The sequence below is a fragment of the Brevibacterium sp. AGC70 genome, assembly GCF_057334195.1.
Genome location: NZ_JBHFIH010000013.1, coordinates 36374 through 58635 on the forward strand (window position 1 = coordinate 36374; position 22262 = coordinate 58635).

Annotated in this window: 23 protein-coding genes; 14 read left to right on the forward strand and 9 right to left on the reverse strand. The window is 62.1% G+C overall.

What is annotated here, in order from left to right; all coding sequences use genetic code 11:
• Positions 1 to 368: cupin domain-containing protein (locus ACE03M_RS08980; RefSeq protein WP_485933649.1), on the forward strand; the 368-nt coding region annotated here is incomplete at its 5' end.
• A gap of 27 nt (positions 369 to 395) precedes the next feature.
• Here the strand turns inward: ACE03M_RS08980 and ACE03M_RS08985 are convergent.
• Positions 396 to 812, reverse strand: coding sequence for a ChaB family protein (locus ACE03M_RS08985; protein WP_143924425.1), 417 nt, complete (start codon positions 810 to 812; stop codon positions 396 to 398).
• Positions 813 to 1112: 300 nt separating this feature from the next.
• On the opposite strand from ACE03M_RS08985, the gene ACE03M_RS08990 reads away from it, so the two are divergent.
• Positions 1113 to 1622, forward strand: a complete 510-nt coding sequence (locus tag ACE03M_RS08990) for a flavin reductase family protein (RefSeq protein ID WP_485933650.1) — start codon at positions 1113 to 1115, stop codon at positions 1620 to 1622.
• A gap of 68 nt (positions 1623 to 1690) precedes the next feature.
• On the opposite strand, the gene ACE03M_RS08995 is transcribed toward ACE03M_RS08990, so the two are convergent.
• A complete protein-coding gene (locus tag ACE03M_RS08995) occupies positions 1691 to 2584 on the reverse strand; it encodes an SDR family oxidoreductase (RefSeq protein WP_143924427.1) in 894 nt (297 codons plus the stop codon).
• A 202-nt stretch (positions 2585 to 2786) separates the two neighbouring features.
• The gene (locus tag ACE03M_RS09000) at positions 2787 to 5375 is read right to left on the reverse strand and encodes an ATP-dependent DNA ligase (RefSeq protein ID WP_485933652.1); all 2589 of its coding nucleotides are present in this window, start codon (positions 5373 to 5375) and stop codon (positions 2787 to 2789) included.
• Positions 5376 to 5549: 174 nt separating this feature from the next.
• On the opposite strand from ACE03M_RS09000, the gene ku reads away from it, so the two are divergent.
• A complete protein-coding gene (ku, locus tag ACE03M_RS09005; RefSeq protein ID WP_485933653.1) occupies positions 5550 to 6443 on the forward strand; it encodes a non-homologous end joining protein Ku in 894 nt (297 codons plus the stop codon).
• Between the two features lie 84 nt (positions 6444 to 6527).
• Here ku and ACE03M_RS09010 read toward each other — a convergent pair whose 3' ends face one another.
• Together ACE03M_RS09010 and ACE03M_RS09015 are read right to left on the reverse strand one after the other, a co-directional pair.
• Entirely contained in the window at positions 6528 to 6833 is a 306-nt protein-coding gene (locus tag ACE03M_RS09010; protein WP_485933654.1) for a hypothetical protein, read from the reverse strand.
• 73 nt (positions 6834 to 6906) lie between these two features.
• The gene (locus tag ACE03M_RS09015) at positions 6907 to 7461 is read right to left on the reverse strand and encodes a MarR family winged helix-turn-helix transcriptional regulator (protein WP_485933655.1); all 555 of its coding nucleotides are present in this window, start codon (positions 7459 to 7461) and stop codon (positions 6907 to 6909) included.
• 73 nt (positions 7462 to 7534) lie between these two features.
• Here ACE03M_RS09015 and idi point away from each other — a divergent pair, with 73 nt between their 5' ends.
• The 9 genes from idi to ACE03M_RS09060 all read left to right on the forward strand — a co-directional run bounded on the left by idi (position 7535) and on the right by ACE03M_RS09060 (position 15507).
• A complete protein-coding gene (idi, locus tag ACE03M_RS09020; RefSeq protein ID WP_485933657.1) occupies positions 7535 to 8077 on the forward strand; it encodes an isopentenyl-diphosphate Delta-isomerase in 543 nt (180 codons plus the stop codon).
• Positions 8070 to 9134: a polyprenyl synthetase family protein gene (locus ACE03M_RS09025; RefSeq protein WP_485933659.1), complete on the forward strand. Its 1065-nt coding sequence runs from the start codon at positions 8070 to 8072 to the stop codon at positions 9132 to 9134. Before idi ends, ACE03M_RS09025 begins: the two co-directional genes overlap by 8 nt.
• A complete protein-coding gene (locus ACE03M_RS09030; protein ID WP_485933660.1) occupies positions 9131 to 10360 on the forward strand; it encodes a cytochrome P450 in 1230 nt (409 codons plus the stop codon). Before ACE03M_RS09025 ends, ACE03M_RS09030 begins: the two co-directional genes overlap by 4 nt.
• The gene (locus tag ACE03M_RS09035) at positions 10357 to 10710 is read left to right on the forward strand and encodes a lycopene cyclase domain-containing protein (protein WP_485933661.1); all 354 of its coding nucleotides are present in this window, start codon (positions 10357 to 10359) and stop codon (positions 10708 to 10710) included. The genes ACE03M_RS09030 and ACE03M_RS09035 overlap by 4 nt, the downstream gene beginning before the upstream one ends.
• Entirely contained in the window at positions 10697 to 11023 is a 327-nt protein-coding gene (locus ACE03M_RS09040; RefSeq protein WP_485933662.1) for a lycopene cyclase domain-containing protein, read from the forward strand. Before ACE03M_RS09035 ends, ACE03M_RS09040 begins: the two co-directional genes overlap by 14 nt.
• Complete coding sequence (locus ACE03M_RS09045) at positions 11020 to 12588, forward strand: FAD-dependent oxidoreductase (protein ID WP_485933664.1); 1569 nt, start codon at positions 11020 to 11022, stop codon at positions 12586 to 12588. The genes ACE03M_RS09040 and ACE03M_RS09045 overlap by 4 nt, the downstream gene beginning before the upstream one ends.
• 89 nt (positions 12589 to 12677) lie before the next feature.
• Positions 12678 to 13160, forward strand: a complete 483-nt coding sequence (locus ACE03M_RS09050; protein ID WP_485933665.1) for a TspO/MBR family protein — start codon at positions 12678 to 12680, stop codon at positions 13158 to 13160.
• Positions 13160 to 14659 (forward strand): cryptochrome/photolyase family protein, encoded by a 1500-nt coding sequence (locus tag ACE03M_RS09055; RefSeq protein WP_485933666.1) that lies wholly within the window; start codon positions 13160 to 13162, stop codon positions 14657 to 14659. The genes ACE03M_RS09050 and ACE03M_RS09055 overlap by 1 nt, the downstream gene beginning before the upstream one ends.
• A complete protein-coding gene (locus ACE03M_RS09060) occupies positions 14656 to 15507 on the forward strand; it encodes an SDR family oxidoreductase (protein ID WP_485933667.1) in 852 nt (283 codons plus the stop codon). The genes ACE03M_RS09055 and ACE03M_RS09060 overlap by 4 nt, the downstream gene beginning before the upstream one ends.
• Here the strand turns inward: ACE03M_RS09060 and crtI are convergent.
• From crtI to ACE03M_RS09080, 4 genes are all read right to left on the reverse strand, one after another.
• Positions 15428 to 17032 (reverse strand): phytoene desaturase family protein, encoded by a 1605-nt coding sequence (gene crtI / locus ACE03M_RS09065; RefSeq protein WP_485933668.1) that lies wholly within the window; start codon positions 17030 to 17032, stop codon positions 15428 to 15430. The genes ACE03M_RS09060 and crtI overlap by 80 nt on opposite strands.
• Positions 17029 to 17916, reverse strand: coding sequence for a phytoene/squalene synthase family protein (locus ACE03M_RS09070; protein ID WP_485933669.1), 888 nt, complete (start codon positions 17914 to 17916; stop codon positions 17029 to 17031). The genes crtI and ACE03M_RS09070 overlap by 4 nt, the downstream gene beginning before the upstream one ends.
• A gap of 10 nt (positions 17917 to 17926) precedes the next feature.
• The gene (locus ACE03M_RS09075; RefSeq protein WP_485933671.1) at positions 17927 to 19465 is read right to left on the reverse strand and encodes an SDR family oxidoreductase; all 1539 of its coding nucleotides are present in this window, start codon (positions 19463 to 19465) and stop codon (positions 17927 to 17929) included.
• A gap of 137 nt (positions 19466 to 19602) precedes the next feature.
• A complete protein-coding gene (locus ACE03M_RS09080) occupies positions 19603 to 19962 on the reverse strand; it encodes a hypothetical protein (RefSeq protein ID WP_485933672.1) in 360 nt (119 codons plus the stop codon).
• Between the two features lie 187 nt (positions 19963 to 20149).
• Here ACE03M_RS09080 and ACE03M_RS09085 point away from each other — a divergent pair, with 187 nt between their 5' ends.
• Together ACE03M_RS09085 and ACE03M_RS09090 are read left to right on the forward strand one after the other, a co-directional pair.
• On the forward strand, positions 20150 to 20374 hold the full coding sequence (locus ACE03M_RS09085; RefSeq protein WP_096167742.1) for a hypothetical protein: 225 nt from the start codon (positions 20150 to 20152) through the stop codon (positions 20372 to 20374).
• 56 nt (positions 20375 to 20430) lie between these two features.
• On the forward strand, positions 20431 to 22262 hold a 1832-nt coding region (locus ACE03M_RS09090), incomplete at its 3' end, for a condensation domain-containing protein (RefSeq protein ID WP_485933673.1).

Genomic DNA, 22262 nt, shown 5'->3' on the forward strand with positions numbered 1-22262 from the left:
TCTTCACCCAGGGTGAGGAACCGGCCGACAATCGCGTGGTCCGCGCCGACAAGCGTCGTCAGCTGCAGGTCACCGATCGCGGACTCGTCTACGAGCTGCTGACGCCGACGATGAACGGCGCGCTGCTGGTCCTCAAAGTGCGGGTCCCATCGGGGTACTCCAACGAGTCGGTGCCCTTCAACCATCACCGCGCCGAAGAGTGCCTGTTCGTCCTCGAGGGAACCTGCTATTTCCAGGTCGGCGATGACGGATACACGCTGGCAGCCGGTGACAGCATCACCTATTGGGGCGATCAGCCGCACTGGTTCCGTGTCCTCGGTGACGCCGAGGCGGTCCTCATCGCCACGATGACTCCCCCGGTGTTCTGAGGTCCGATTCCAGGGGTGGGCGAGACTTCAGTCGCTCTTCTTCGTTCGCCGGCTGCTCTCACGTTCGAGTGCCTCGACGAGTTCCTTCTTGGTCATCGACGAACGTCCTGGGATCTTCAGCTTGCTCGCCTGCTGGTACAGGTGGTCCTTCGTCGCATTCGCGTCCACCCCACCAGCGGTCGAGCGATCGGTATTCTTCCCGCCCTTGGCTTGGGCATCTGATGGCCCCGGTGAGGATTTCGGTTCCCATCGGTCACCGACCTTTTCATGAGTGTGCTTGAGCGCATCGTAGGCCACCTGGTGAGCGCGCTCTTCGTCGCCGTACTCCTCCATTGCGGAATCGTAGGTCTTGGCGAAAGTCCGCTGAGCTTTGGCATCCGAATGTCGCAAAGTTGCTGGAAGCTCTGACTTCTTCGGGACTCCTGAACTGCTCATCTTCGGCATGGTGACCACATCTCCTCACGAACGCGAACGTCACGGTTATCCCGACGGTAACGCAGATCACCCTCGCATGTCAGGAACCGTGCCGCATATCGCCTGCGTCGATATCGCTTCGCAGACATATCGCTGGTGGTCTGTGTCCGGCGGAAACGCCTTGAACCAGTGCCCCTTGTCCGCTGTCGGACAGGGGCGTACGTTTGACGCACGAGGACAGTGGTGCGCACGGGTGCCTGCGCACCGGCGCAGGAACGGCAGCCGAACTCGGCCCAAAGCTGCACCGCCGTGTTGCAGAGAGGACCCGTCATGGATGAGGAGACGTTCGACAGCCTGATGGTCTCCGCCGATGCCGGTCTGATCGTGGTGACCACCTCCGCCGAGGGCGAATGGGCTGGCTGCCTGGTGGGTTTCCACTCGCAGGCGAGCATGTCTCCTCAGCAGTACGGTTTCTGGCTGTCGAAGGCCAATCACACCTACCAGGTGAGCCTACGATCCACTCATTTCGCGGTTCACTTCCTCACTGCCGAGGATCTCGCCATGGCGCAGCGCTTCGGTGCCCGATCTGGTGAGGACACCGACAAGTTCCGCGGACTCGATGTTCACCTCGCCGAGCAGGGAGTGCCGTTGCTCAGTACTCTGCCGAACCGGGTGATCGTTGAGCGCATCACCATGCTCGACGATGGAGGAGACCACGTCGCCATCACCGCTCGTGTGATCTCAAGCGAGACCAGCGGGCCCTTTGCGCCTCTGCGCCTGTCCCACATCGGCGACCTGCCTGCGGGCCGTGACAATGCCGAACGGGCAATTCAGCCCTGATGCCCTCAACGGTCCGGTTGCAGAGGCAGCCTGCATCACGACAGGGCCGATTCCCGCTTCAGACACTGTCAGGGCGTGGGCTGGCCCCCATTGACGTTGAGGGTCTCACCCAGGACGTAACTCGATTCCGCCGAGGTGAGGAACACATAAGCCGGCGCGAGTTCCGTCGGCTGACCGGCTCGCCCCAAGGGAGTGTTCTTCCCGAAATGGGGCAGTGCCTCTTTCGGCTGACCGTCAGAGACCTGAAGGGGTGTCCAGATCGGGCCGGGTGCGACCGCATTGACTCGGATGCCGCGTGGAGCCAGTTGAGTGGCCAGTCCTTTGGTGAAGTTGTTGATCGCAGCTTTAGTCGACGCATAGTCCAGCAGGTGGGTCGACGGAGAATATGCTTGCACGGACGTCGAGTTCACAATCGTTGCGCCGGCGGGCAGATAACCCACTGCTGTCTTCGTCACTCGGAACATGGCGCGAATGTTGGTCTCGAAGGTGGAGCCCCACTGCTCGTCGGACAGATCTTCGATCTCTTCGACTGCAATCTGTCGTCCGGCGTTGTTCACCAGGGCGTCGAGTCCACCCAACCCGTCTGCCGCGTCATGGACCACCTGCTGGCAGTAATCAGGATCAGACAAGTCACCGGGAAGCGGGACCGCTGTGCCGCCGGCCTCGCGGATGACGTCGCAGACATGGCGTGCGTCCTCCTCCTCGGCAGGCAGGTACGACAGGGCGACATCTGCTCCTTCTCGGGCGAAGGCGATAGCGACTGCCGAGCCGATGCCGGAATCAGCCCCGGTGATCAGCGCCTTGCGCCCCTTGAGCCGACCGGTGCCGCGATAGCTCTGCTCACCACGGTCTGTCCCTGGAATCAGTTCGACGTCGAGGCCCGGCTCAGGCTGATCTTGTTTGGGTGGGGAGATGTCTGGAAATCGTGTCACCGGATCTTGGAAAGTCAGTTGGTCGCTCATGCGCTTGATCCCCTTTCGGCTGATCCCGCTTACGCAAGGATCAGACTCGTTTCGGTCTCGATCAGCACGGTGCTCCAGGAAGCTTCAGCACCGCCCAGTGTCGCCACGGTAACAGTCTCCCGGGAGTCTCGTAACCCCCGTTGTGTAACCCCCGTTGTGACCGACGTGGTCTGCGGGGGATCATGCTCGAGCTCCTCCTGACTCAGGCGGTCACCTCATCGGAGTCGATGTCGTCTCGGAGCCCGCGCCATACGGGATGACGCAGCCGACCGGCCTCGGTGATTCCTCCGTATTGGACCTCCCCGACGAGGCTGGGCCGCACCCAGTTCGCATCACGTGACTCGGCGGCAGGAACCTCCAGTGAAGGTGTCTTCCGGCTCAGACGATCGAGCTGTGCCCGCAGAGCCTTCAACTGGTAGTCATCGAAGCCGGTGCCCACACGACCCAGATAGACCAGACCGTCCTGATCGTGGGCCGCCAGCAGCAGCGAAGAGAAGGTCTCGGAACGCTCCCCCTTGCCGGTGCGCCACCCGACGATGATCACGTCTCGGGTCGAGGAATGTTTGAGCTTCACCCAGGTCCGAGTTCGACGGCCCGGAAGATAGGTGCTGCCGATCTGCTTCGCCATGACTCCTTCGAGGTGGAGTTCACGACTGGCCTCCATCGCCTCGTCCACGGTTCCTTCGAAGGCTGCCGGCACATGGACGTACTCACCCTCGGTGACCACATCATGGAGACGTTCGCGTCGTTCGAGATACGGGGTCTTCAGCAAGGAAGTGCCGTCAACGTTCAACACGTCGAAGACCATCAGGTACACCGGTGTGCGCTCTCGTTCACGCTCGATGTCGCTCTCACGCGCCAGTCCCATTCTGCGCTGCAGCCGCCCGAAGTCGGGGCGACTGCCCGGGCCCAGCGCGACGATCTCTGCGTCAAGGACGCAATCACCGTCCACACAGTCGGCGAGCTCGATGAGTTCGGGGTAGGCCTTCGTCATATCGTGACCATTGCGGCTGGTCAGCGCGATCGACCCGGACGAATCATCGGTTCCGGCACGCACGGAGGCGAGCGCACGGATGCCGTCCCACTTCATTTCGAATGCCCAGTCGTCGGACTGTCGGCGAACGGAGCGAAGGCTTCCGATACTGGCCAGCATCGGTGTCATGTCAGTGGGCTGAACATCTGTGGAACCGCTGCGTTCGGGGCCTGTGGGCCCGTTTCGCTGGGAATCGGTGTGCGCAGTCGAAGGACCGCCCCGCCGTGGCGGCTTCTTTGATGAGTTCGTGGATGAGTTCGCAGGTGAGTCTTTGGTCAGGTGGATCATCCAATTCTTCTCAGGTTCCTGGTTCGGCCCGTGCTCGCCGGTATTGAAGAGGGCGAATCGTCGCTCTCCCCCGAGCCCGCCGTCTTCGGCCCCATGGAGAACAGCGATGATCTCGCGGCCGTCTTTCCATTTCTCGAGTTCGTAGGTCCCGGAGTCCCAGATCGTGACCTCCCCTGCGCCGTATTGCCCTTTCTCGATCGTGCCTTCGAAGCGGCCGTATTCAAGAGGGTGATCCTCAGTCTGGATGGCCAGATGATCGTGCTTCGGGTCGGTGGGCGGTCCTTTCGGCAGTGCCCACGAGACCAACACACCCTCGTGTTCGAGTCGGAAGTCCCAGTGCAGGGTGCTGGCGTGATGTTCCTGGATCACGAAGGACAGCTCGTCCCCGCTGGTGCCGTGGCTTTCGGGCACCGGTTCGCTGGTGTGCTTCGGATCACGCTTGGATCGGTAGGTGTCCAGGCGGTCGCGGGGCGCCTTCGATGAGTTCGACGATTCCTTCGTCGAAGCAGGTGAGGGCCGCGCCGAGGTGGGTGCTGGATCTGCGGAATCGCCTGCAGTCTTCGCCAACGGTTCGAGCAGATCGCCGAGGTCGTCGATCCGCTCAAGGACCTCCTCAAAGTGCAGCTGGTCGACAGCAGCCGGGTCGTCGAGTTCGTCCCAGGTTCGCGGTGCCGCGACGGTGGGAGTGAACCGGCCGCGCAGCGAGTAGGGAGCCACTGTCGTCTTCGCCGCTGAGTTCTGGGACCAGTCGATGAGCACCTTGTTCTCTCGCAGCGTCTTCTTCATGGCTGAGACGACGAGATCCTGATGATCGGCTTCGAGACTGCGCGCCAACTCATGGGCGACGTCGGAGATCTGCTGGCTGGAGGCTGATCCATCGAGCGGTGCATAGAGATGGATCCCCTTCGAACCGCTGGTCACCGGATAGACGTCGAGATCCATCCCAGTCAGCAGCTCCCTCACCAACTGTGCAACCTCGATGCAGTCGGCCAGTTCACGTCCCGGACCGGGGTCGAGATCGAACACCATTCGATCAGGATGCCTTGTCGTCGAGTCGATGGTGCCAGGGTCGGACGATCCCTTCGCGACCTGCCATTGGGGGATGTGGATCTCGAGCGAGGCCATCTGGGCAAGGTAGGTCAATGTCGCACGGTCCTGGACCAGCGGGTACCTTTTGGATCCGGTGGAATGACGGATGGAACGGGAGGTGATCCACGATGGTGCGGATTCGGGGAGGTTCTTCTCAAAGAACACGTCGCCCGGTTTCTTCTGGGTGCCGACACCGTCGACCCAGCGTTTGCGGGTGGCGATGCGATCATGGGCGTGCCGGATCAGGTGTTCAGAGATGCGAGCGTAGTAGTCGAGCACCTCACCTTTGGTCGTGCCCGTCTCCGGATAGAAGACCTTATCAAGATTGGTCACCGTCAACCGATGCCCGTCGACGGTGACCTTCTGCTCCTTGCGTGACATGGACACCTCCTGTGGTCTTTACGCTACTCGCTTGCAACGACGGAGACGAGGAAAAGGGCAGAACGACCTCGGCGATGGCGACCCGCGAAGACGGCCCGCATTGCAGGAACGAGCGATCCCATGGGGCGGACCATGGGGGTAGCCAAGGCGCTGGGACTGAGTTTCAATGGATGCATGAGAGCCATTTGGACCGGATCGATTGCGTTTGGTCTCGTCAACGTGCCGGTGAAGCTCTACTCGGCCACCGAGAACCACGATGTCAGCATGCACCAGGTGCATGAGAAGGACGGCGGACGCATCCGCAATCAACACCGTTGTCAGGAGTGTGGGAAAGTCGTTGAGTTCGACGACATAGTCAAGGCCTACGACGACGGCGACAACCGCGTGATTCTCACAAAAGACGATTTCGAGGCCCTGCCCGCCGATGAGAACGACGATCTTGAGGTCCTCCAGTTCGTACCCAACGATCAGATCGACCCGATCATGCTGGAGAAATCGTACTTCCTGGAGCCGACGTCGAAGACACCGAAGGCCTATCTGCTTCTGCGGCAGACGCTCGAAGACACCGACCGCACGGCCATCGTGAAGATCACTCTGCGCACCCGCACCCGACTGGCGATCCTGCGAGTGTGCGGAAAGGTGCTCATGATCCAGACATTGCGCTGGGCCGATGAGATCCGCGACGTCGATTTCAAGGGAGTGAACTCCCAGGCGAAGATCTCCAAAAAGGAACTGGAGATGTCAGCCAAACTCGTCGAATCGTACTCGGAGGACTTCACACCGGAGGAGTTCAACGACGACTACCAGGATGAACTGCGCAAGCTCATCGACGCGAAGATCGACAAGGGAGAGACCCTCGACCTGGAGAAGGCCTTCCCTGACGAGGACGAGGATGAGGAGCCCAGCGGCGATGTCATCGATCTGATGGAGGCGCTGCGCAAATCCGTCGACACCTCACGCTCCTCGAAGAAGGGCTCGAACAGATCCGGCGCGAAGAAGACGTCCGGAAAAACGTCGTCTGGAAAGTCCTCGTCTTCGAAATCAGGCGCCAAGAAGAAGACCGGATGACGCGAAGCAAGAACCCTCAGAAGAGTTCGCACGGTACTCCGTGCGTACTGACGAATCGTCACCGCTTTGGCAGCACGACTGTGATCAGTTCGGCTGACCGATCACCAACAGGAGCTTTCCATTGGCGAGCTTCGTCTCGAGGCCATCGCACTCTTCTGAATCGAAGCCGAATCCGCTGAAAACGGTTCTGAGCTCAGAGTCTTCTTCGTTGTAGCGATCGGCAGCCAGGTCCGCGATATCGACAGGCTGGAATATGGCATCGCCGACGATGCAGTCGATGCGTTCGTCATCGTGGGCGAACACATGGAGACATTCCTTCGGAACACCCTTCGATGTTTGCTTCTTCAGCTCGTTCAGCAGCCCGATATCGTCCTGAAATGCCTTCACCATTGCTTTCATTCCAGTTCAGCTCCTCGTTCGAACCAGTGACTACCCGCAGTATCTCATCACGGTGCCGGCGACGTCACTGCTCGGCCAGATCTCCCTGCGGCTCGTCGGCCTTGGCCAGCGCTGTGAGAAACCGGACGACGACCTCGCGATCGTCACTGCTCATGGAGGCTGCGACATCAAAGCGGCGAGCGTGTTGGCGACCGATCGTCTCACGTGCCGCCTTGGCGGTCTGAGGAGTCACATTGATGCAGATCGTCCGCTGATCTTTGGGATGCGGTGCACGTATCAGGTGACCTGCTGCGACGAGGCGATCGATGAGCTTCGTCGTCGATGCGCTGGAGATCCCCACTTCATGGGCAATGTCCCTCGGGGTGATGATCTGGCCCTGCCTCTGCGCTTGCATGAGCATTCGAATGGCGCGCATATCACTCTCGTTGAGGCGCATATACCGTCTGGACGCCTCCGACAATGCCCGGTCTGCTTCCCGCCAGCGGCGCAGCGCCTCCATGACGGACATGCATTGCGTGATTTCGGACTGCGTCAGCTGCGAACGATCGGAGAACTCGGGGTCGTTCGAAAAGTACTTCAATTCTGAATCCGGGTGGATTCTCCGCTCTGCACTCGACACGATGACAGCATACCGTTGCTATGCTAGATTAAACCTCTCGCCTGGCTAACGAAAGTGGGTTCGAACTGTGGAAATGGTTGTTCTCGTCGACCGCACCGGAGACCCCATCGGCGTGGAAGACAAAGCCGCAGTCCATGGAGTCTCCACTCCACGGCACTTGGCATTCTCATGCCATGTCGTCGACCGACGCGGCCGTCTCCTCGTCACACGGCGCGCACTGTCGAAGAGGACGTGGCCGGGAGTATGGACGAATTCCTTCTGCGGCCATCCCGCACCCGGGGAATCGTTTGAGGAGGCCCTCAGCCGCCGCTCCCGGTTCGAGCTCGGGCTGAGCATTGATCGCATCACCTGCGCCGTCCCCGACTTTGCCTACGTCGCCCGTGACGCCTCCGGAATCGAAGAGAACGAACTCTGCCCCGTCTTCATCGCCCGGGCCACATCGTCGATGGCACCCAATCCCGCCGAGGTGGCCCAGACTCAGTGGACGACGGTCGCGGAGCTGACAACGGCGATCGACTCGGCTCCATGGGCGTTCAGCCCGTGGTTGGTCGAGCACTTCCCCGAACTTGCACCACATATCGCCGAGCACATTGCCGAGGCAGGATTCGATGACTGATTCCATCACCCCGCTCGATGACATCGCGTTCTCGTTCCAGGACCGGCTCGCGCAGGTGCTCGCGGAGGGACGGCAACGGTCTCGCGCCGGCTCTCCACAGTACGGGCAGCTCTGGGAGTCGCTGACGCGTATGGCCACGGGCGGTAAGTTGATCCGGCCGCGACTGCTCATGGATGCCCATCGCAGTCTGGGCGGAGGCGACCAGGCAGCCGCCGTCGATGCGGCCTGTGCAATGCAGCTGCTGCACATCGCCCTCGTCATCCATGACGATGTCATCGACAACGACACCGTCCGCCGTGGTGAGGCGAACATCTCCGGAGAGTTCGCCTCCGACGCGATGCGCCGCAGTGCCGGCCGACGTGAGGCTCAGGCGTGGGGAAACGCAACAGCACTGCTGGGCGGTGACCTGATGCTCACCCTCGCCCATTCTCTGCTGGCTCGGCTCGATGTCGACGACGCCAAGCGCCGGGCCATCCTCGACATCTTCGATGACACTGTGTTCCAGAGCGCGGCGGGAGAACACTCCGATGTATGGCTGAGCCTGCATCTGGAAGAGGCGCGTTCACAGGAAGTCCTTGAGATGGCCGGACAGAAGACCGCCGTGTACTCGTTTCAGGCGCCTCTGCTCATCGCGGCCGTTCTGGCTGGGGCCAACAGCAGCCTCGCTGAGGAACTGGCCGCCATCGCTGTGCAGATCGGTTTGGTCTACCAGCTGCGCGATGACGTCCTCGGCCTGTTCGGGGACGAGCAGGTGACGGGAAAGTCCAGCTTCAGCGACCTCCGCGAGGGCAAAGAGACATTGCTCATCGCCTTCGCCCGGTCTGATCCCTCGTGGGCAGACGTCCAGCACCTCTTCGGGGACAGGATGCTGAGCACCGCCGATGGCCATCGGCTGCGCACAGTCGTCGAGGAATCCGGTACGCTCGTCTTCGTCGAGTCCATCATCTCCGAACGCTGTGAGGGCCTGTACCGATTCATTCGAGAATCGACTCTGCCACCCGCGTTGCGTCATCAGCTCATCGAACTGACCTCCGAGTGCAATCGCCGCACCGCATGAACTCGCTGCCCATGCGCAAGGCTCTCAGGGACGATGAGAGGACAGAGCCCCGAATCGACCATGAGCAAGACATGTGGAGGATCCGGTCGTTCGAGGCGGCTCGGCAGGTGCTGCGTGCCCGCCGACAGACCACGCAGGCCGGATTCACCGCGGAGAAGATTCCGCGGGGCTACTTTCGCCATCATCCGATCCTGATCTCCGATGGTGATGATCACGATGCGCAACGCAGAGAAGTCGCGCGGTTCTTCGCCCCTTCCGTGGTCTCGGCCAAGTACGGAGATTTCATCAACGACCGCGCTCAGGCCATCATCGACGATGCCGTCGCGAAGGGCACATGCCGCCTTGACGACCTCGCTCTGGACTACTCGGTCGAGGTCACCGCCACGGTAGTGGGGCTGACCGAATCGTCGGTTGCCGGAATGTCCAAGCGCCTCGTCGGATTCTTCAAACAGCCCCCGGTCGACCTCTCCGCTCCATCGATGGGACGCACACCTCGGCAGTGGATGCAGGCGGCCATCAACGGACTCGTCCCGATCGCGCGGTTCTACTCCGCCGATGTGCGACCGGCGATCCGCGCCCGTCGCGCACGGCGACGTGACGATGTCCTCTCCCATCTGCTTGACGCCGGATACGGCACTGCCGACATCCTCGTCGAATGCATGACCTATGGCACTGCGGGCATGGTCACTACTCGTGAATTCATCTCTATGGCGTGTTGGCACCTGCTGTCTGACGACGAGTTGGGCCGCACATATCGTCAGGCGCCACAACCGGCCAGGTTGGCGATGCTGGAAGAGATCATCCGCCTCGACCCGGTGGTCGGCCACCTCTACCGGCGGGCACAGACCGATATCGACATCACCGACGACGGTCGCGTCCACACCATCTCCCAAGGCGATCTGATCGACGTGTGCGTCCAGCAGACGAACGCCGATCCGCAGGTGATGGGGGCGAGCCCGGATGCTCTCTGCCCGAGACGGGAGCGGAAGCAGGGAACGCCTGCAGCGGGATTGAGCTTCAGCGACGGAGCACACAGCTGCCCCGGTCAAGCATTGGCGCTGTTCGAAACCGATGCCCTCCTGCACCCGCTGCTGGCCCGTCGACCCCGCATTCTCCGTGAACCCTCGATCAGCTGGGACAACCTCATCGAGGGGTATCGCCTGCGCGGCTTGGATCTGAGCCTGATGGACAGGTCGCGCCCAGCAGCCACGAGAGAGCCGATATGAGCTCATTCCAATATCTGGCGCTGATGGGTGCCTGCCTGCTGATCACACTTCCTCTGGAACTGGTGTTCTCCGCCAGGGTGTATCGACGCTGGAAGATCCTGGTCGGATCTCTTGTTCCGATCGTCCTCATCTTCTCACTCTGGGACATCGTCGCCATTTCCCGCGATCACTGGACCTACAACCCGAAGTACGTCACCGGCATCCACCTCGGCGACCTTCCGTTGGAAGAGATCGTCTTCTTCATCGTCATCCCGATCTGCGCTCTGCTCAGTTACGAAGCTGTGGGCACCGTGCTCGAATTCTTCGCCAAGAAGGCCAAGAGCAGAAGGGGAGGCAATGGTGGTGCCTGAATACACGCTGATGACGATCCTCGGAATGGTGGTCGTCATCGGGCTCGAGGTCTTCGTCTTCCGCAGCGGGATCTTCCGACGCGCGAAGTACTGGGTCGCGCTCGCCATCTGTCTGGGATTCCAATGCCTGGTCGACGGATGGCTGACCAAACTGACCGACCCCATCGTCATCTACAACCCGTCTCAGTTCCTGAATCTGCGCTTCCCCTGGGACATCCCGATCGAAGACTTCGGATTCGGATTCGCCATGATCACCTCTGTGCTCATGATGTGGCAGTGGCAGCTCAACCGTCTGCAAAAGGGCACCGAATGACACCTGGACCACGACCCAGAGATCGACGTGCTGAGAACATCCCAGCACCGCAGGGACGTCCTCGCCCTCTCAGACCCAAACGGGTCACGGTCATCGGCGGGGGCATCGCGGGATTGTCCGCGGCCACGATCCTCGCCGAACACGGCGTCAAGGTCACTGTGATCGAGGCCGAGGACCACCTCGGCGGACGTGTGGGGGCGTGGCCGGTCGAGGCCGATCGGACCATGAGCCGAGGATTCCACGCCTTCTTTCGGCAGTACTACAACCTTCGCGATCTGCTCAGTCGGGCAGATCCCGAGCTCCACCGGCTGGAGCCCGTCGACGACTACCCTCTCACCCATCGCCGAGGCCTCACGGACACCTTCGCCTCGATCCCCCGAACTCCACCGTTCAATCTCCTCGGCTTCGTCTGGCGGAGTCCGACGTTCCCTCTGCATCGGCTCCTCGACGTCGACATCCCGGCTGCGGTGGAACTCATCGACGTCGAGTTTCCCGCCACCTACCGACAATACGACGGTGAGTCCGCGGCAGACTTCCTCGACCGGCTGCGCTTCCCCGAGGAGGCCCGCCATCTGGCTCTTGAGGTGTTCGCACGCTCATTCTTCGCCGATCCGGCCGATTTCTCCGCCGGAGAGCTCATCGCCATGTTCCACACCTACTTCGCGGGATCGGCCGAGGGGCTGCTCTTCGACGTCCCCGTCGATGACTACGACACCGCGCTCTGGGCTCCGCTGGCCGACTATCTCACCGAGCTGGGGGTGCAGATCCGCACCGGTGAGATGGTGACCTCCCTTGAAGCCACGTCCTCCGGCTGGATGGTGTCGACCGGTGACCACGAGGTCCACGGGGACGCTGTGGTTCTCGCCGCCGACCCCGCGCGGGCCCGCGAGCTGCTGAGAGCCAGCCACGACTCGATCGTGCCCACCGCTGTCACCGCACAGGAGTGGCTTGAAAACATCGATTCACTGACCAACGCACCCGCCTTCGCGGTGCTTCGTCTCTGGCTCGGTGCACCCGTGGCTGACCACCGATCGGCGTTCCTCGGCACCAGCGGATACGACGTCCTCGACAATGTCTCGGTGCTCGAACGCTTCGAGGACGGTGCCAGCCGGTGGGCGCAATCTCACCACGGCTCGGTCCTGGAACTCCACGCCTACGCGCTTGACATCGACGCCGATCCATCCGAGCAGGACAGGGCGAGCATCGTGGCCCGCCTGCTCTCCGACCTGCATCAGGTCTACCCCGAAACCGCCCATCTGCCCATCGTCGACCAGGAGCTGCTCATCACTGCAGACTGCCCGTTGACGGACACGCGCCCCTGGGATGAGCGCCCCGAATCCCTCACCCCGGTTCCGGGACTGGTCGTCGCCGGTGACTATGTGCGATGCAATCTCCCGGTGGCGCTGATGGAACGTGCTGCGACGACCGGTTATATGGCGGCCAACCATCTGCTTTCCTCGTGGAGGGTCGAGGGGACCCCGCTGTGGTCACCACCGACTCGCGGACTGCTGAGACGCGGGGTGCTCGGGCGCCTGGGGCGTGGGGTTCCGGGGCAGGCTAGGTAGATGAGACGCCGCCTGCCAGAGTTCACCCGACGACACCGCCGACCGCCCGCTTCCGAACGAGTATCACTGCAAATCACAGAGAGGAACTCATGAGCACTGACTGGAAACGCTTCATCCTTCCGTCGGCTGTGTGTGCCGGAGCAGCCACACTCGGTACACTCGGCACGAAGGTCGATACTGCTTGGTACTCGAATCTGAAGAAGCCTGCATGGCAACCACCGGGCCAGGTCTTCGGTCCCGCGTGGACAACCTTGTATTCGTTGACAGCATTCGCATCGGGCCGCGTTCTGAATCGCTTGCCGAACATTCGGGACCGACGAGCGTACCTGGGAGAGTTGGGCGCGAACATGGCAGTCAATGTGGCATGGAGTTGGCTGTTCTTCTCCGCTCGGCGTCCGGATGCTTCTCTCCTTACCTCGGCCGTGTTGGAAGCATCGACGCTGAGACTGCTGACGAAGGCCGCACAGGTCGATCGGGTGTCGGCTGCAGCACTCGCACCGTACGCGGCGTGGGTGGGATTCGCGACCGTTCTCAACGCGGAGATCCTGCGTCTCAATCCGAGCGGTCGCTGATGGGCACGACCGAGGAGGACCTCACTCTGGTGTGGTTTCGTGATGACCTGCGCGTGAGTGACCACGCAGCACTCACGGCGGCGCGTGCCGATGGCCGCGTCATCGCCGTGTGGATTCGTGAGACTCGCGACGGTCAGGGGCTGGGGCCAAGACCATTGGGCGGGGCCAGCCGATGGTGGGCGCACGAATCGTTGGCAGTTCTCCACCAGGAACTCTCTGATCTGGGAATTCCTCTGCTCTTCGCCGCAGGAGAGGCGGCTGCGATCATTCCGCGGCTGGCCAACAGCCTCGGCGTCGGTGCGGTCCGGTGGTCACGCCGCTACGCCCCTGCCTCCCGGGCGCTCGACAGCCAGATCAAGTCCGTACTCCGCGAGCAGGGCTTCACTGTCCATTCCCACATCGGGTCTCTCCTCGTCGAACCGTGGACGGTCGCACCTCAGGGTGGTGACCACTACAAGGTCTTCACCCCGTTCTGGAAGGCCGTGTCAGGACGCGAGGTCGGTGACGTGCTGCCCACTCCCGAACCACAGTCACCAATCGACCCGTCTCTGGTGGAATCCACGCGAGACTGCGCAGCCGTGACCGACCTCGACGGACTGGGGCTCCTCGACGGCACAGGGACCGGTTCAGGACATTTCGCAGCAGTCCGCGGTCCCCGATGGTGGCAGGACACCATCGCCTGCCACTGGCTGCCGGGAACCCGGGCCGCTGCCGACCAGCTCGACGATCTGGCGGTGGGCATCGACGGCTACAGCTCCACCAGGGATGTTCCCTCGGATGCCAACAGCACCTCTCGACTCTCGCCGAGGCTGCGGTTCGGAGAACTGTCACCGCGGCAGCTCCTCCACGCCGCCCAGACGACGAGGTCCGTCACCTCAGACGACCGCGCAGCATGGGTTCGTCAGCTCTACTGGCGCGAATTCTCCTGGCATCTGACTTATCACTACCCCGACATCGACTACACACCGATCAGGAGCGAGTTCAGGAACTTCCCCTACGAAGACGACGATGAGGCTCTGGCGCACTGGAGGTCGGGGGCCACAGGCTATCCACTCGTCGACGCTGGCATGGCACAGCTGTGGGAGACCGGGTGGATGCACAACAGAGTTCGGATGGTCACGGCGAGCTTTCTCACCAAGAACCTCCTCCAACATTGGTGGTGCGGTGAGCAGTGGTTCTGGGACACCCTCGTCGACGCAGATGAAGCCAACAACCCGGTCTCCTGGCAGTGGGTAGCGGGAAGCGGAGCCGATGCCGCTCCCTATTTCCGAGTCTTCAATCCCGAACGCCAACGCGAACGCTTCGATCCCGACGGCGCCTACGTCGACGGCTGGCTTCCATATCCCCCAGCTGCGGCGCCTGCTCCCATCGTCGACCTCGCGGATTCGCGACAGGCCGCATTGAGTGCCTACGATCGGATGAAGAATTTCTCCGCAGGAGATGTGTCCGCGGGCGATGTGTCCGCGGGCGATGACGATACGAAAGCGGTCCGATCATGAAGGTGCTTCTAGCAGGATGTGGTGATCTCGGAACCCGTCTGGGCCTGCGGCTGGTGCGAAGCGGCCATGAAGTCGTCGGTGCACGCCGGCGTCCCGAGCAGCTTCCCGACTCGTTCGAGACGCTTGCTGTGGACCTCGGCAACCCCGGTGACACCACCATCGACGGCATCGATGCAGTGGTCATCACGCTGACTCCCGATGACTATTCCGATGCGAGTTATGAGCAGACGTATCGCCGTGGAGTCGAGGGCCTGATCAGCATCCTGAGATCCCGACCCAAACGGGTGATCCTCGTGTCCTCGACTCGGGTCCTCGGCAGTGCGTCGCCTGGCGAGACTGCAGATGAGGACACTGAGCCCCTGCCTGAGTCGGCTCCTGCACGCACTCTCTGGGAGACCGAGAATCTGATTCGCAGTGCGTTCCCTTCCGCCTCGATCGTTCGGGCCGCCGGGATCTATGGTCGCGAGGATTCTCGTCTCGTCGACGGAGTTCTCTCCGGCCGAGCAGTGAACTACCGACGGTGGACGAATCGCATTCACTACAGAGATCTCATTCGTACCGTGGAAGCTCTCCTGTTCAATTCTGACCCGCCGCAGCTGTTGCATGCCGCGGACTCGTGTCCAGTTCAGTTGGGCGAGGTCGTCGAGTTCCTGGCTTCCGCGCTGAACGTCTCGCCTCCGCCAGACCTGAGGAAAGAGCCCGAGGCGGGAAGACGAATCGAGAACACTCGGCTCCATGACTTCATCGGAGCATTGGAGTTTCCAACGTTTAGAGACGGATACCGGCACCAGTTGCGCGATCTTGCGCCGGCAGCGGACCCGGGCTTGAGTCCCCACGGATGTGTTTGAGAACCAGTTCAGCGCTGATCAGGCACATCGGCACACCGACACCGGGTGCCGTCGTTGCACCGGCGTAGAAGAGTCCCTCTACCTTCTTGGAGGCATTCTGCTGGCGGAACATAGCGCTCTGCCGCAGCGTATGGGCAGGCCCGAGCATCCCGCCCAGCCACGAATTGAAGTTGCTGGAGAAATCCGTCGGACCCTGTGTCTGCCGAAATCTGATCCGAGCTCTCAGGTCAGGAACGCCCGCCCATTGCGCAATCTGATCGATGGCTCGATCCGCCGCACGCTCTATGCGCGGATCTCCCTGCCCATCGCTGCCGCCTGCACCCAGGCCTGCATCAGCGGGCACGGGTATGAGGATGAAGAGATTCTCGTGATCGGGTGGTGCCACGCTGGGATCGGTGTGGCTGGGTTTGCACACATAGGCCGATGCTGGGGAGGAGATCTTCGGTCGAGGGCCGAAGATGTCGTCGAAGTTGGTCGACCAGTCGTCGGTGAAGAACAGTGAGTGATGGGGAAGCTGCGGGACTTCTCCCTCAATTCCGAGGAAGACCAGAATGGCACCCGGCCCGCTCGTCACCCTCTCCCACCAGCTTTCAGGGAAGCTCCGATCGACAGGATCGAGGAGTCGAGTCTCCGTGTGGTGGAGATCAGCGGCGGAGACCACGATGTCACAGCGGTGTTCGTGCTTTCGGCCCTCGTGATCCGTCCAGACGAGACCGGTGGCTTTCCGGCGTCGAACGCTGTGCGGGACGGCAGATATGTGCTCCACCGCAGCGTTGGTGTGCACGCGGACTCCGGATTCTTCGACGATGCGGGTCAATGCGTCGACGATGGTTCTGAATCCTCCCATCGGGTATCGGACCCCGTCGTCGAGATCCAAGGCACTCATCAGGTGGTAGATCGCAGGTGCCGTTCGCGGGTCCGTGCCGAGGAAGATTGCCGGATATTGGAGGATCTGTCTCAGCACGGGATGTCTCACCGCGGCGGAGGAGAAGCGTTCAAGAGATGTGCCGAGCAGACGAATCAAGGTGGGGAGCGCGGTCATGATCTCTGTCCGAAGCATCGATATCGGTGAAGTGAAGGGATTGTAGAGGAAGTAGTCGATCGCCATGTTCTTGGCGCGCTCGGCCGATGCCAGGTATCGGCTCAGAGAACGGCCGCTGCCCCTCTCGACGCGTTCGAACACCTCGAGCACTCGAGCTCTGCCCTGCGGAATCGTGATCGTCTGCCCTGGTGCGGGTGTCGAGCCCGGGCTGAATACGCTGTAGGCCGGGTCAAGACTGCGCAGATCCAATTCGGCACTCGCAGAGGTCCCGACGAGGTTGAAGAAGTGTTCGTAGACGTCTGGCATGAGATACCAGGAAGGCCCGGTGTCGAATCGATAGCCGTCCCGCTCGATCGAACCGATACGACCGCCGAGCGTGGAATTCTGTTCGAAGAGATCGACGGTATGTCCTTCGCGTGCCAACAGGGCTGCGGTGGCGAGGCCCGCCGCACCTCCACCGATGACACCGATGCGTTGCGTCATGGCCGTCCTTCCCTCGCTGTCGACAGGATGGCTCGCGATGCCAGACGTGCCTTCACCACGTTGGGGATGCGCACACGCTCCTGATAGAGGCGATCTACGGAAGTGAGAGCGATCCTGTCGTTGAGAGCGGCGAAGAGTGCAGCAGCACTTCTCACGGCTGCTCTGGCGTCCTTCGGCAGCAGGGAGAACGTGGCCTGAGCATGCGCGAGCTGCTGTCGGATGATGATCACCCACGCGGTCTTGTCAGAATCTGAGAGTCGAGTCTCAGTGGTGAGGTAGCTGCGATGAAGGCGCGCACTGTCGTCGGCCAGATCGCGGAGGAAGTTGATGTTCTGAAACGCCGCCCCGAGCTGCCGCGCACCGAATTCCAGCGTCTCGACCTCGGCGGGGGTGCGGATCTGATCGCTGAGGAAGACCTTGAGGCACATCAGGCCGACCACCTCAGCGGAACCGTAGACGTAATCCCGATGCTCGTCCGCAGGGAGACTGCGGATGGGTGCACTCGGGGCGCTCAGATCTGCCCGCATTGAGGCGAAGAACGGCTCGATGAGGTCAAACGTGATTCCGGTAGTCCTGGCCGTCTGCGCGAACGCGTGGATGATGAGGTTGTCACTGATGCCGAAGTGGAGTGCGCTGCGGGTTGCGGCAGAGAAGTTGTCCAGCAGCTGCCGCTGCTGGTCTGCATCGAGTCCAGCATCAGCGGCAAGACCATCAACGATCTCGTCGGCGATCCGGACAAGGGCGTAGATATTGCGGATGTGGTGCCGATAGTGAGGGCCGAGGAGCCTGGTGGCCAGACCGAAGGACGTCGAATAGTTCGAGATGACGGCCGCGGCCGCCTGTTGGGCCGTGTGGCTGAACACTTCGTGCGTCTGCGGGAACATATTCGCTAGCTTAGCTAACGATTCTCATTCTGGCGTCCCCGGGGTGCGATTTCTTCGCAGCTGCGGCAATGTTCTTGGCCATGGCAGGAAAGATGAGTCGGTGAAAGGGCGAAACGAAGGCCCAGTAGATCCGACCGGGAACTCCCTTGGGGATGAAGATCGCCCGCTGCCTGAAGTCGCAGCCTTGACCGGCTTCTGTCGTGGTGAATTCAAGCCAGGCGCCGCCCGATACCCGCATCTCTGCCCGCAGGAGCAGCCGACGCTCGGGCTCGAGCTCTTCGACTCGCCACCAGTCGACCGGGTCACCGACCCGAAGCCGATCGGGAAGTCTCCGCCCGCGGTTGAGGCCTGCGCCGCCGACGATCTTGTCCCACACTCCCCGCACCTGCCACGCCAACGGCCACGAGTACCAGCCGTTCTTCCCACCGATGCCTTCGATGACCGGCCAGAGCTGCGCGGGAGTCAGATCTGGGAAGTGCAGTGTGCGATCATCGGTGAAGACGCGCTCTCCTGCCCATTCGGGGTCATTGGGCAGCGGCTTCGCCGCCTGGGCAAGCCCTCCGGCGTCGGCATCCCAATTGGTGTCGACGGCCCCTTCGGCTTCGCGCAGCAGAGCCAGGCGCACGGACTGCTCGAAGTCGAGCAGTCCCTCGGGCGGTGGAGGGATGACCTCATCGACGTCGCGGTCCTTGGTCACCGCGTCCTCCTGCAGCGACTGGACGAGCGGCAGCGTCAGTGCGAACGGCAGCGGGGTGACGAGTCCGACCCAGATGCCGGACAGTGTGGGTGCAGGCAGAGGCAGTGTGAGGACGTGTCGGGGTTTGAGTCCGGCGATCGCAGCGAATCTTCTCATGATCTCGGCGTACTTGAGAACATCATGGGATCCGATGTCGAAGGCACGGTTGACGTCGCCGTCGATGTCGACGGCCTTGAGGAGGTAGTAGAGCACATCACGGACCGCCAGCGGTTCGACGTGATTGCTGACCCACCTCGGCGCCGGCATCAGTCTCAATGTCAGGGCGAGATGACGAACCATCTCGAATGAAGCCGAGCCTGATCCGATGATGATGCCCGCCTGGAACGCGACGGCAGGCACAGGCGAATCGATGAGAATCCGGCCGACCTCTGCTCGCGAGCGCATGTGCATGGACAGGTCCGTCTTGTCGGGGTGGAGTCCGCCGAGGTAGACGATACGTCGAACACCGGCGGCTTCTGCCGCTTCGGCTACCCGCCTGGCCGTTGCGGCCTCCTTGTCTTCGAAGTCACGCCCCGATCCCATCGAGTGGACCAGATGGTGGATGACCTCAGCTCCGGTTGCGGCCTCGATGAGGCCGTCTCCATCGTCGAGATCGACGCGATGGATGTCGACCTCGTCGGCCCAGGGCACCTGTTCGAGCTTGTGCGGCGATCTCACGGCGACACGAACGTGGTGGCCGGCCTGCAGAAGGCGCGGGACGAGCCTCCCCCCGATATAACCGGTGGCCCCGAGCACAAGAACGGTTCGCGGGAGGGGCGAGGGGTCAATGGTTTCGAATCGAGATTGCGCCATTCTGTCACCATAGGCAATATTCACTAGCCTGGCTAGTAAACGGCGGAACTGCCTTGGCTGGTAATGCACGGAGCTGCCTTCACGACCATGCGACGCTTCAGTGTGCGTGCACCCAGAAATCAGCTCGCGTCACCGGCTCACCAGGGATTCGCCAGCTGCCACTGCTCGAACCAGTACCTGTCGCCCTGATAGTGGGACCTGGAAGGCTTGCAGCCCTTGAGATCCGCATGCTCTCGCAACCAGGTGCGCACCAGGCCAGGCACCTCGTCCATGCGATGGCGCCAGGCGTCGAGCGGCAACAGCAGCACCGTACCGTCCTCTGCCGTGAGGCGGCACGAGTAGTTCGGCAGCCCCTCGGTGTTCTGGGAATGCGTATAGCTGATCTGCTCGCAGCCCGTGGTGAGGTAGAAGCGGATGTACTCCCCCGAAACGTCTGAGCACAGCGACTTGAAGTCCTGGTACCGACCGAGCCATTCCGGTCGCTGATATTCGTTCATACGTTCTATTATGCTCTGCTTTCGGTCAGTCGTGAAGCATGCGCGTCAACGCGACTCTCAGCAGCCGTCAGTCTGAGGATTCCGGGAAATTTCGCGAATCGTCAATCCAAACGCACGAACCCTCCGAACCATTACTGCTTGCCCGGTGCAGATGATCTGCACCGCGTGTCAGGAAAGGACAGGGACAATGTTGAGCCTCAAACGCACAGGTCTTCGGGCCATCGGCGGTGCCGCAATCGCAGCTCTCGCCGTGATGGTCGGAGTCTTCGCCGCCCCCGGCGCAGCTTCGGCAGCTGAAGCACCACAGACAGATTCTGCAGATACCTCCAGCTCACTGATCGAAGGACCGCTCATCGATCTCGGAGATCTGATGAACCTCATCGGCTCGATCAACATCGGACAGTTCCAGTAACCGTCCTTCTGCCGTTTCAGCAAGACCGCATCACACTCTCGCGTTCGAAAGACACAATGACTGAAGACTCCCCCCGCATCGAACTCACGTCCGCACAAAGAGGCATCTGGTATGCCCAGAAGATCGAACCCGACAACCCGACATTCCAGATCGGGCTGTACGTCGAAATTCTCGGGCCTCTGGACATCGATGTCATGCGACGTGCCGTCGGCACCACCGTAGCCGAGGCCGATTCGCTCAACGTCGTCTTCGGCGAAGACGACCAGGGAGTCTTCCAAAAGCACGGCTCGCCTCGCAGTCACCTACACTTCCATGATCTGCGAGGCGGGTCGGTCGACGAATCCATGGCAAAGGCCCAGGCCCTCATGGAAGCCGACCTCGCCACCGTTCACGATATCGAGACCGGTGAGCTGCTCAGGTCTGAGCTGTTCCACCTCGGCGACGACCATTGGATCTTCTACCAGCGAGCCCACCACCTCCTCGTCGACGGCTACTCTGCCGTGCTCATCCTGCGACGCGAGTCGCAGCTGTACGGTGAGCTGGCTGATCCTGCCGCACAGCCATCGGATTCGCCTTTCGGCAGCCTGGAGGCCCTGGTGGCCGAGGAGGCGGACTACCGGGCGTCACAGCGTTTCCGCACGGATGCCGACTTCTGGTCACAGACCATCGCCGAGTCGGAGACCGCCACGGGCTTGGCGGGACGTCCGCCTGCCTCGGCGAAACAGCTGGTCACAGCCAACGCCGACATACCCCCGGAGCTGGCCAGGCAATTGGCGAGTGCCCAGTCGGCACCGACGCTCATCCTCGCAGCGGCTGCGACCTATCTGCACAGGATGACAGGTCGGAAGACCGTCTCCGTGGGCCTGCCGGTGACGGCCCGGCGCAGCGCACTGGCCAAATCAGTGCCGTCGATGATGTCGAAGATCCTGCCGCTGCAGCTGACCACTGCACCCGAGACCACCTTCCCCGAACTCCTTGAGAGCACGGGTTCCGCCCTGCGCTCGACACTCATCCACCAACGATTCCAATATCAGGAACTCGATACCGACACGAGCTACATCGGGCCCTCGGTCAACATCTTCCCTGCCGTCGATGACATCAGCTTCGGTCAGGCTCAGGCCTCCCTTCATCTTCTGTCCACGGGGCCCGTCGATGATCTGTCGATCATCGTCCACGGCCTGGGCGCGGACCAGAACTCCTCCGGCAGGGACTCACGAACTGCGATCGTTCGGCTGGAGGCCAATGCCGAGCTCTACTCCCAGGAGAGCCTCGCCGATCACCTCGGACGCTTCCTCTCCGTCCTCGCCCAGCTGGATCCCGGTCACGCTCAGTTGGAACCCGGTCACGCTCAGCCTCTGGGCGGATTGTCTCTGCTCGACGACAGCGAAGCAGACGAGGTCATCGCCGGCGGACAGGGCCGAATCCAGGACATCCCCCACCACACCGTGGTCGACGAATTCGTCAGCCACGCGCATCAGACCCCCTTCGCCTCCGCTGTCGTCGCCGATGACGGGCATCTCAGCTTCTGCGAACTCGATCGCCGTTCGACACAATTGGCCGGCCATCTTCGCCAGCAGGGCGCCGGCCCAGGCACACGCGTCGCCGCACGCATCGGACGGACCACGGCGATGCCGGTCGCTGTGCTCGGGGTCCTCAAGGCGGGAGCTGCATTCGTTCCCCTCGATCCCGATCATCCGGCGGCCCGAATCGAAGCAATGGTCGCCGACGCGGCCCCGGCCCTCGTACTCAACTCCTCAAGCGTGCCCGGCCCTGACGGAGAGACCACGATTCTCACAGACCGACCTGTCATCGACCTGGATTCGGACGAGCTCGCCGCTGCACTGTCGTCCAGGACCTCGCAGACGGCGCCGGGGGCCCCAACGGCCCC